Source organism: Frigoribacterium sp. CFBP 13605 (genome assembly GCF_014839405.1).
Taxonomy (GTDB): Bacteria; Actinomycetota; Actinomycetes; order Actinomycetales; family Microbacteriaceae; genus Frigoribacterium.
In genome coordinates, this window is sequence record NZ_JACYNS010000096.1 from 1 (window position 1) to 9,657 (window position 9,657).

Here is a 9,657-nt window from a genome sequence, read left to right on the forward strand (position 1 = left end):
GGCCGCGGTCGGTCCTGTCGTCGGCGGCCCGCGCACGGGTCGTCCCGACCGCGACGAGCGCGGCGGCGACGACGGCGAGCCCGAGGCCCGCGACCGTCAGGGCGTCCTGGAACGTGGCCAGACGTGCGGCCGTCCAGGTGGTCGAGGTGATGCTGCCGCCGACGAGCACGGCGACGACCGTCCCGGCCGCGGTGACGGCGGCACCACTCGCGAGCTCGCTCGACGTGTCGACCAGGGCGGCACCGACCGAGGTGCGGTCGGCGGGCAGGCCGGTGAGCACCGAGGCGCCCGCGACGACCCCGACCACGCGCATCCCCGCCGCGACCAGCACGAGCGCGACGAGCACCCACACGTACCCGTGGCGACCCAGGGCGCCGAAGACCGCGAGGCCCGCGACGACCGACGCCGCGCTGATCCACGCCGCCCGGGCCAGACCGACCCGCCGGACGAACGGCCCGACGAGGCGCCCGCCGGCGAGCAGCACGACGACCTGCGGAAGCGTCCCCACGGCGGCCAGGGCCGGCGGCCAGCCCCAGGCGAACTGCAGCTGGAGCGTCACCAGGTACGAGAGCCCGGCGACGGCGAGGCCCGACGCCGCCTTGAACGCGAGGCCGCTCGACACCAACGGACGGGCGAGCAGCGAGAGGTCGACCACCGGGTGCCGGGCGGACCGCTCCCGGGCCACGAACCCGACGGCGCCGACGACGGTCACGGCGACGCCGAGCCACCCCCACCCGGAGGTGTCACCCGACTCCACGAGGACGGTCGGCGTCACGAGGGCGGTGGACACGGTCGCCGTGCCGAGCAGCGCTCCGGCGACGTCGACCGGGACGCGTCGGAGCCCCGCGGGGTCGTCCCGGGCGACACCGAGCCCGATGCCGACCAGGGCCAGCACGGCGATGGGAGCGTCGGCGAGCAGCAGCACCTGCCACGGGGCGACGGCCAGCACGAAGCCGCCGACCGTCGGTCCGACGGCGAGGCCGACGAGCCCCGCGGTCGAGATGACGGTCAGCGCGCGGACGCGCAGGCCCTCGTCGTCGAAGAGGCGGAACGCCAGCGCCATCGACCCCGGTGTGGTCATCGCGGCCGCGACCCCCATGAGCACGCGGACGGCGACGAGTTCCCCGGTCGTCGTGACCGCCGCGGTGGCGAGGCTCGCCGCGGCCAGCAGGACGAGTCCCGTCATCATCACGCGGCGGCGGCCGACGCGGTCGGCGACGGCGCCGAACAGCAGCATGAGCCCGCCGAAGGCGACCGAGTAGGCGGCGGACACCCACTGCAGCCCCGTCGTCGAGGCGTCCAGCTCGCGGCCGATCGTCGGCAGCGCGACGTTCAGCACCGAGTTGTCGAGCATCTCGAACAGGAACACCGCGGACAACCCGGCGAGGGCGATCCAGGCGTCCGAGAGGCGAGGAGGCGCGTCGCCGGTGCGGAGGCCGGCGCGGCGGATGAGGTGGGGGCTGGGCGACACGAGGGCGCACTCCTTCGAGGGAAGAAGTGGCGGATCGTCCGATGCCGCGTGCGGGTGCGTCGCGGATCGCGACGCCTTTTACCTCAGTGAAGGAGACGATACACGGACCGCCGGCGATGACGGAACCCGCGCCTCCGACCGCTCAGCGCGCCAGGGTGTCCTTCGGGTGCTCGCCGAAGCGGGCCAGGTACGCGGCCGAGAACCGGCCCATGTTCCCGAAGCCCCAGCGGCCGGCGACCTCCGAGACGAGGGTCGTCCCCGGGTCGCCCGCGACGAGGTCCTGGCGCACCCGGTCGAGGCGGACGTGTCTCAGGTACTTCGACGGACTGGAGCCCAGGTGCTCGTTCATCAGTTGCTGCAGGGTCCGGGTGTGCATGCCGGCGGCCGTGGCGATGTCCGCCGACGAGATCGCCTGATCGGCGTAGGCGTGGACGTACTCGGCGGCGAGTCGCAGGCGTTTCGTCCGCTCGGTGCGCAGGGAGTCGGGGACGTCGACCGCTCGCCACGGGAACACGTCCAGCAGCGTTCTGACGATCGCCGTCTGGGCGCTGTGGCGGGCGAGGGGAGGGGTCCGCGGGTCGACGATCGTCGGGGTGGCGGCGCCGAGGGTGCGCTGCCAGGCGGCGAGGGCGACGTCGCTCGGCACGGCGGCGTAGTCGAAGACGATCCGTTGCGCCGGCCCGGCGTGGCGTTCGGTGGCGACCTCCTCGAAGAAGGCGCCGTCGATGTGGACGATGCCGTGCCGGTGGGGTGTCATCACGAACGAGAACGACGTCTCGGTCGGGGTCAGGAACGGCCGGGTGCCCACGCTGGTGAGTTGCCCGGTGGGGTGGTCGATGGTCACGGAGCCCTGCTGGAACCACGACACGACGTAGTCCCGCGACCACGGGATCGTGCCCTGCAGGTGACCGGTGAAGGTGCCGGTCTGCAGGGCCAGACGGGCGTCGCCGGCGGAGGCGAAGCGGAACGCGAACGGCTCCGAGTCGACGCGGGCGCGGAAGTCCCGGCCGGCGAGGACCGTCTGCAGACTGTCGCGCGCCTCCTCGACGTCGTCGCTCGACCAGGCGTCCCGGCGGAAGTCGTCGGGTGCGCGCTCGTCCGGTGCGCGCTCGTCGGGCGCCGGTCCGGTCGCGGGCATGTAGGTGCTGGGCACGGTGATCTCCTGGTCCTCCTCTCCGGGTCGCACGCTGGTGGGACGTGGCCTCAGCAATGGGGACGAGGGTCGAGCAGGTTTCGTCACGAATCGCCGACGGGAGGTCTGACGGACACGATGCCGCATCCGCCGGCGGCTGTCCCTACCCCAGAAGACGTGCCCCGCCCCGAGGGGGATGCCCCGCCGCGGGTCGGGAGGGCGCCCGCGGGTCGGCAGGGCGCCTGCGGGTCGACGGGGTGCCGCGGCCGCGGCTCAGACGTCGCGGGCGAAGCAGACCGACTCGGCCGACCCGGCGTACGAGCCGAAGAGCGGGATGCTCTCGTAGCCCTCGCGTTCGTAGAAGCGGATGGCGTCCGGCTGGAGGATGCCCGTCTCGAGCACGATCCGGCGGGAGCCCAGGTCGCGTGCGGCGTCCTCGAGGGCTCGGAGGACGGCGGTCGCGACCCCCGATCCCCGCGCCTCGGGCGAGACGTACATGCGTTTGACCTCGACCGTGGCCGGGCCGACCACCGTGTCGGCGAGAGGGCGCAGGCCACCGCAGGCGATCGGCCGGCCGTCGTCCGCGCGGGCGACGAGGAACACCGGGACGTCGGCCGCCGACGGCGGCGTGCCCGGCTCGTGGTCGTCGCTGCCGTACCGGGCGTCGAGTTCGACCCGCTGTGCGCGGCGGAGGCCGTCGGCGTCGGGGTGGTCGAAGGGGGTCCGGGTGATCGTCCAGCGCATGGGTCGTCCTTTCGTGACAACCGTTACGGTAACATGCGTTACGATCACGGGATGAGCAGGACGCGTGACGTGGACGACACCCGGAGGCGTCTCTCGGACGCCGTGTTCACGACCCTCGCCGAGCGCGGGCCGACGGGGCTCACCCTCCGCGCGGTCGCCGAACGGGCGGGCTGCACCACGGGCCTCGTCCTGCACACCTTCCGGGACAAGCAGGCCCTGCTGCTCCACGCCCGGGACGTGCTCCACGAGCGCACCCGCGAGCGCTCGGACGCGCTCGAGGGCGATGCCGGCGACGCGGTGGCCGCCGTACGCGCCGTCGTCCTGGGCACCCTGCCGACCGACGACGAGCGTCTCGCCGAGGCCCGCGTGTGGGTCGGCTTCCTGGCCGCGGCGCTCGACGATCCCGTCCTGGCCGAGCGGCACGCCCTCGCCAGCCGCGCCTTCGCCGACCGTCTGACGCGACTGCTCGGGGTCGGTGATCCCGGGGGCCACGACGAGGCGGGCACCCGGGCGGCGGCCCTCGTCGCGGCGGTGGAGGGGGTCTCGAGCCTGGCGACCGGCGACCCCGGCCGCTGGACCGCGGCGCGCCAGGTGCAGGCTCTCGAGGTCGTCCTCGCCGCCGCCCTGCGGACCAGCGCCCCGCGGTAGTCGATCAGCCGCACCGGTGGTCGATCAGCCCCGCCGGTAGCGGCTGCCGTCGCAGGTGTGGACGGCCGAATCATCGAAGAGCAGCCGCAGGTCGTAGGCGGCGCAGTCGGCGAACGTGCCGATGCTGATGAACGAGGAGGAGCGGTGCAGTTCGCCTTTGGACGGGCCGTCGGAGCCGATGCCGGCCCGGTGGACCATCCACTCGACGTCACGGGCGTCCTGGTCGAGGTAGCGCATGACGGCCTCGTTGTCCTCGTGCTGGCCGATGTACGCGCGGGCGATCGTGCTGCGGACGATCCGCAGCACCGGTGCGAGGGGCTTGCCCGGTGCCGCGCTCAGGCCCCCGGCCTGGTACAGGAGTCGCCGCGTGCCGCTGCGGCGCATGGCGGGGACGAGCGCTCGGACGAAGGTCGCGTTCACCTGCCGCTCGCGTTGGGCGGCCGCGTCCCCGACCATCATCACGACGGCGTCGACGCCGCCGAGCAGGGCGTCGAGGTCGAGGTCGTCGTCGAGGGAGCCCTGGACGACCTCGAGGTCGTCGTGCTCGATCGCGAGCTTGCCGGGCGTCCGCGCGAGAGCGCGGAGTCGGTGCCCGGCGTCGAGTGCCAGTCGCGTGAAGTGCTGCCCGGTCTGCCCCGTGGCGCCGAGCACGAGGAGGGTGCGTGGAGTCGTCATGGCCTCAATCTAGGCGGTGTCTAGTATCTAGTCAATGACTAGTCGGGGATTAGGATCGAGGCATGACGCAGCGGCCCTTCCACCACGGGAACCTCCGCGCGGTGCTGCTGGACGAGGCGATCGAGGTCGTGCGCGAGTCCGGTGTCGACGGCCTCTCGCTCCGCGACCTCGCCCGTCGGGCCGGGGTCAGTCACGGTGCCCCCCGGAGCCACTTCGTCGATCGGCAGGCGCTGCTCGACGCGCTCGCCGGAGCCGGGTTCGAGCGGCTCACCACCGCGGTCCGACGCGCGCTCGACGGCGAGGGAGGTCGGACGGAACGCCTCCATCGCGTCGCCCGGGCCTACGTCGACTTCGCCGTCGACGATGCCGCGCTGATGGAGCTCATGTTCCAGACCAAGGTGACGACGAAGCCCGAGGCCGTGCACGAGGCGGCGGGCACCCTCTTCGCCGTCCTCGACGGAGCCCTGGGGCCGACGGAGTCCGAGGCGTCCGGTGACGAGTCGCGCGACCACTTCAAGATGCTCTTCGCGGCGACGATGCAGGGGATCGCCTCGCTGGTCGCCTCCGGCCGCATCGAGCGCCCCCTCGGGGACCGCCTGGTGGGCACGGCCATGGACACGATGCTCGACTCCGACCTCGGACGGCGCGTGGTCACGACCCGCTGATCGGCGGGGGCGTCGGTGGCGGCGTCCTCCCCTCGGGCGGTGCCCGGCGGGAGGCCCCGTCTACGCTCGGCGGCATGCTGTCGTTGACCCGCGTGCGGGAGTCGTTCTGGTTCCTGCCCGCCGTGTTCGGGCTCGTCGCCGTCGTCCTCGCCGAGGTGCTGGTGACGGTCGACCGGTCCCTGCCGACGACGGTGACCGAGGGGCTGCCGCTGCTGGGTGCCCTCAGCGCCTCCGGGGGACGGTCGTTGCTCTCGGGCATCGGGACGTCGATGCTGACCGTGGCCGGGACGTCGTTCTCGATCACGATCTCGGTGCTCGCCACGACGTCCTCGACCTACGGCCCGCGACTCGTCCGCAACTTCATGGCCGACCGTGCTAACCAGTTCGTGCTGGCGACCTTCACCTCGACCTTCCTCTACTGCATCGTCGTGATGCGCACCGTCCACACCGAGGTCGACGACACCAGCGCGTTCGTCCCGGTGATCGCCGTCCACGTCGCGGTCCTGCTCAGCGTGTTCGACGTCGGGGTGCTGGTCTTCTTCATCCACCACATCGCCGGTTCGGTGCAGATCACCTCGCTGCAGGCGCGCGTGCTCGACGACCTCCGGGCCGTGACCGACGTCGTCTACCCCACGAGCCCCGCCGACGACGTCAGCCAGGAGGCGCGGGCCCGGTCCTCGGCGGACGATCCGCTCCCGGCCGACGCGGCCGTCGTCCGTGCCGACGCCGACGGCTACGTGCAGACCGTCGCGTTCGAGGCGCTCCGACGCGTCGCCGTGCGTGAAGGCCTCGTCGTGGAGGTCGTCGCGATGCCCGGCCGGTACGTGATCGTGGGGGACCCGCTCGCGGTGACCAGCGCCTCCCCGGGGTCCGACACGGTCCGTGAACTGCGACGGGCGACCACCCTGGGGCCCGCCCGGACGCCTCACCAGGACGTCGGGTTCGCCCTGCAGCAACTCGTCGAGATCGCCGTGCGCGGTCTCGCCTCGGGGAGCAACGACCCGTACACCGCGGTGAGCGCGCTCGACATGTCGGCCGGAGTGCTCGTCCCGCTCTGGCGTCGGGGCGAGCCCGTCACGGCGCTGCTGGACGACCGGGGTGCGCCCGTCGTCCTCGTCACGTGGCCGTCCGTGGAGGCGCTCGTCGACTCGCTGTTCCACACCGTCCGCACCTACGCCCCCGACCAACCGGCCGTGCTGGCGGCCGCGCTGCGCCTCGTCGAGCGGCTCGACGAGGTGGCCCCGTCGGCCCGCGCCGGTCGACTGGTCGATCACGGGACCGCCCTCCGGGACGCCCTCGCCGGCTGAGGCTCCCGCCGCCGACGACCGCCTGCGCCTGCGTGCCGCGGGCGTGGCTCGGCAGTGCGGACGTGCACGTCGCGTCGTGACCGTGCCGTGCGCTCGGGTCGTCACGCACTCGTGTCGGCAACTCCGGGCTGGTGCCGCAGCGCCGAATCCCGGGCCCCGAGTCCCGGGGCTCGCGCAGCTCGGTGCGACACCAGGCAGGAATTGCCCGCACCGCGAGGCGACGCGCAGGGCGGGTTGAGCGGGGCGCCGGGGTGCCAGGGTGGCGGCGGGGCGTGCCGGGGGTGCGGGCGGGCTCGGCTCCGGTCGGGACCGCGCGTCACCACGATTCCCGTCGGCAACTCCGGGATGGTGCCGCAGCGCGAGTCCCCGGGCCCGGAGGCTCGGGGCCGCCGCGGAACGACGCAGCACGAGGCAGGAGTTGCCGACCACGCGGCGGGGCGGGCGGTGGGGCGGCCGTCCCGGCGCGGAGCGCGGTGTCGGTGGTCTGACGTAGCGTCCTCGGTGGGAGGCGTGATGAGAGACCACCGGCAGTCGTCCGTGCGAACCGGCGTACGCCTCCTCGGCGACCCCCGTGTCGGGTGCGAGGGCACACGGTGACCGCCGTCATCGGCCCCGTCGGGGGCGACGAACGTCCCGACCACCTGTTGCCGCAGCAGGCCGCCGAAGCCGTCCACGCCGGTTTCCCCTCTCCGGCGCAGGGCTACTACAACGGGCCGGTCGACCTCAACCGGCACCTGATGCGCGACCCCACCGCGACGTTCCTGGTGCGGGTCAGCGGCGACAGCATGACCGGCGCCGGCATCTTCGACGGTGACGAGCTCGTCGTCGACCGGGGGCTCGACGCCCACGACGGCCACGTGGTCGTCGCGGTCGTCAACGCCGAGCTCACCGTCAAGCGCCTCTCGTACCGGCAGGGGCGGATGGTGCTCAGCCCCGAGAACCCGGCCTACCCCGAGATCGTGCTGTCCGAGCTCGACGAGGCGACGATCTGGGGCGTCGTGACGAGGTGCCTGCACCGTGTCTGAGTCCGCTACGACATCCCGGTCGACCGCGTCCGAGCGCAGCGTCGCCATCGTCGACGCCAACAACTTCTACGTGTCGTGCGAGCGCGTGTTCAACCCGGCCCTCGAAGGGCGGCCGGTGGTCGTGCTGTCGAACAACGACGGCTGCGTCATCGCCCGTTCCCAAGAGGCGAAGGCGCTGAACGTCGACATGGCGGCACCGTGGCACAGCATCGCCCCGATCGCGGCGATGCAGGGCGTGGTCGCGGTGTCGAGCAACTACGAGCTCTACGGCGACATGTCGGCGCGGTCGGCCGAGATCCTGAGTCGGTACACCAGCGACCAAGAGGTGTACTCGATCGACGAGTCGTTCATCGAGCTGACCGGTTCGCTCGACGACACGATCGCCCAGGCCCGCGAGATCCGCCGCGCCCTGCGCAAGCTCATCGGGCTGCCCGTCAGCATCGGCATCGCGCCGACCAAGACCCTGGCCAAACTCGCCAACCGGGGTTCGAAACAGAACGCCGCCCTCGCCGGCGTCTGCCACCTGGGCAGCTACGCCCCCGAGCAGCAGACGGCCATCCTCGCGAGCGTCGACGTCGGCGACGTCTGGGGCATCGGTCGCCGCACCGCGAAGAAGCTCGCGCCGCTCGGCATCCACACCGCGGCCGACCTCCGCGACGCCGACGCGGCCCGCATCCGCACGCGCTTCGGCGTCGTGCAGGCCCGGGTGGTCCACGAACTACGCGGGGTCGACTGCCTGCCGATCGAGCAGGTGCAGCCCGACCGCGAGCAGATCTACCACTCGCGGTCGTTCGCGGTGCCCATCACGACGGTCACCGAGCTCGAAGAGGTCCTGTCGGTCTACACGCAGCGGGCCGCGGCCCGGTTGCGCGGGCAGGGGTCGTTGACGCGCATGATGCGCTGCTTCACCGCGACCTCGCCGTTCTCCGACAGCGCCGCCCACACGAACCACTCGGTGTCGGTGGCGTTCCCCGAGCCCACCGACGACGCCGCCCTGCTGTACCGCTCGGCCATCGCCGCCCTCGGGCCGCAGCTCGAACCCGGCAAGCGCTACGTCCGGGCGGGCGTCACCCTGATGGAGCTCACCCCGCGCGACGAACATGCGAGCCTCGACGTCTTCGGCGAGGCCGACGCGGCACCGCCCGCCTACGGCGCCGTCATCGACCGCATCGCCGGCAAGTTCGGCGAGGACACCCTCGGGCTCGGCATCGCGGGTCTCCGGCACCGCCGCGGGTGGTCGATGAAGCGCGACATGGTGTCGCCCCGCGCCACCACCCACTGGGACGAGTTGGCGACCGTCAGGGCTCGGTGACGATCCGTGGGCGCATCTCGTCGGTCGTCAGTCGGCGGACGCCCGGCGTCGAGACGGCCGCGAGGGTCGCCGCCACGATGATCGCGGCGCAGACGAGCAGCGTCGGTCGCGTGCCGACGTACTGCGCCACCGGCCCCGCGAACACCTCGCCGAGCGGCACGGCCACGAACGAGCCGACCATGTCGTACGAGTAGACCCGGGCCAGGGAGGCGCGGGGCACGTGGCTCTGCAACGACTGGTCCCACGAGATGGCGAAGATCTCGAGTGCGACGCCACCCAACAGGAAGGCCACCACCAGCGCGGGCACCACCGGAGCCAGTCCGAGCGTCGCCACCGGCACCGCCGTGACGGCCATCAGCCCCACGCCCACGGCGAGGCCGTGCCGGGGCCGCCAGCGCAGGGCGACGACGGCTCCGAGGCCGAGGCCGACCGTCTGGGCCGCGACGACCAGCCCCCAGGCCGCCCGCCCGAACGACCCATCCGCCACGACGGGGCCCAGCACCGTCGTCGCCCCCACGAACGCGGCGTTCAGCACCGCGAACTGCGCCACCACGATCCAGACCCACGAGCGCCGGGTGAACTCCTGCCACCCCTCGCGCAGATCGGCGATCACCGACGGGCCCGAGCCCGGGCCCGAGCCAGCGCCCGCCCCCGAGCCCGCCCCCGCGCCCGCGCCCG

The 9,657-nt window shown here is 73.2% G+C and carries 10 protein-coding genes; 5 read left to right on the forward strand and 5 right to left on the reverse strand.

All coding sequences use genetic code 11. The features are described 5' to 3' along the window. The 3 genes from IFT36_RS13430 to IFT36_RS13440 form a co-directional block, all read right to left on the reverse strand. Positions 1-1,471: MFS transporter (locus IFT36_RS13430; RefSeq protein WP_307785110.1), on the reverse strand; the 1,471-nt coding region annotated here is incomplete at its 3' end. 142 nt (positions 1,472-1,613) lie between these two features. Then, positions 1,614-2,624 carry an AraC family transcriptional regulator gene (locus IFT36_RS17010; RefSeq protein WP_200413379.1) on the reverse strand — a complete coding sequence of 337 codons (1,011 nt, stop codon included), beginning with the start codon at positions 2,622-2,624 and terminating at the stop codon, positions 1,614-1,616. A gap of 252 nt (positions 2,625-2,876) precedes the next feature. Next, positions 2,877-3,347 (reverse strand): GNAT family N-acetyltransferase, encoded by a 471-nt coding sequence (locus tag IFT36_RS13440; RefSeq protein WP_056046772.1) that lies wholly within the window; start codon positions 3,345-3,347, stop codon positions 2,877-2,879. Positions 3,348-3,398: 51 nt separating this feature from the next. Here IFT36_RS13440 and IFT36_RS13445 point away from each other — a divergent pair, with 51 nt between their 5' ends. Then, on the forward strand, positions 3,399-3,995 hold the full coding sequence (locus IFT36_RS13445) for a TetR/AcrR family transcriptional regulator (protein ID WP_056046770.1): 597 nt from the start codon (positions 3,399-3,401) through the stop codon (positions 3,993-3,995). Positions 3,996-4,019: 24 nt separating this feature from the next. On the opposite strand, the gene IFT36_RS13450 is transcribed toward IFT36_RS13445, so the two are convergent. Continuing rightward, positions 4,020-4,670 (reverse strand): NAD(P)-dependent oxidoreductase, encoded by a 651-nt coding sequence (locus IFT36_RS13450; protein WP_056046768.1) that lies wholly within the window; start codon positions 4,668-4,670, stop codon positions 4,020-4,022. Between the two features lie 62 nt (positions 4,671-4,732). Between IFT36_RS13450 and IFT36_RS13455 the strand changes: the two genes are divergently transcribed. The 4 genes from IFT36_RS13455 (at position 4,733) to IFT36_RS13470 (ending at position 8,979) form a co-directional block, all read left to right on the forward strand. Continuing rightward, entirely contained in the window at positions 4,733-5,335 is a 603-nt protein-coding gene (locus IFT36_RS13455; RefSeq protein WP_200413380.1) for a TetR/AcrR family transcriptional regulator, read from the forward strand. 74 nt (positions 5,336-5,409) lie between these two features. Continuing rightward, positions 5,410-6,642 (forward strand): DUF2254 domain-containing protein, encoded by a 1,233-nt coding sequence (locus IFT36_RS13460; RefSeq protein WP_200413381.1) that lies wholly within the window; start codon positions 5,410-5,412, stop codon positions 6,640-6,642. A 593-nt stretch (positions 6,643-7,235) separates the two neighbouring features. Continuing rightward, a complete protein-coding gene (locus tag IFT36_RS13465) occupies positions 7,236-7,667 on the forward strand; it encodes a LexA family protein (protein WP_143048573.1) in 432 nt (143 codons plus the stop codon). After that, complete coding sequence (locus IFT36_RS13470) at positions 7,660-8,979, forward strand: Y-family DNA polymerase (RefSeq protein ID WP_056046762.1); 1,320 nt, start codon at positions 7,660-7,662, stop codon at positions 8,977-8,979. The genes IFT36_RS13465 and IFT36_RS13470 overlap by 8 nt, the downstream gene beginning before the upstream one ends. Here the strand turns inward: IFT36_RS13470 and IFT36_RS13475 are convergent. Further along, positions 8,966-9,657: MFS transporter (locus IFT36_RS13475; RefSeq protein WP_274598576.1), on the reverse strand; the 692-nt coding region annotated here is incomplete at its 5' end. The two genes, IFT36_RS13470 and IFT36_RS13475, sit on opposite strands and share 14 nt — an antisense overlap.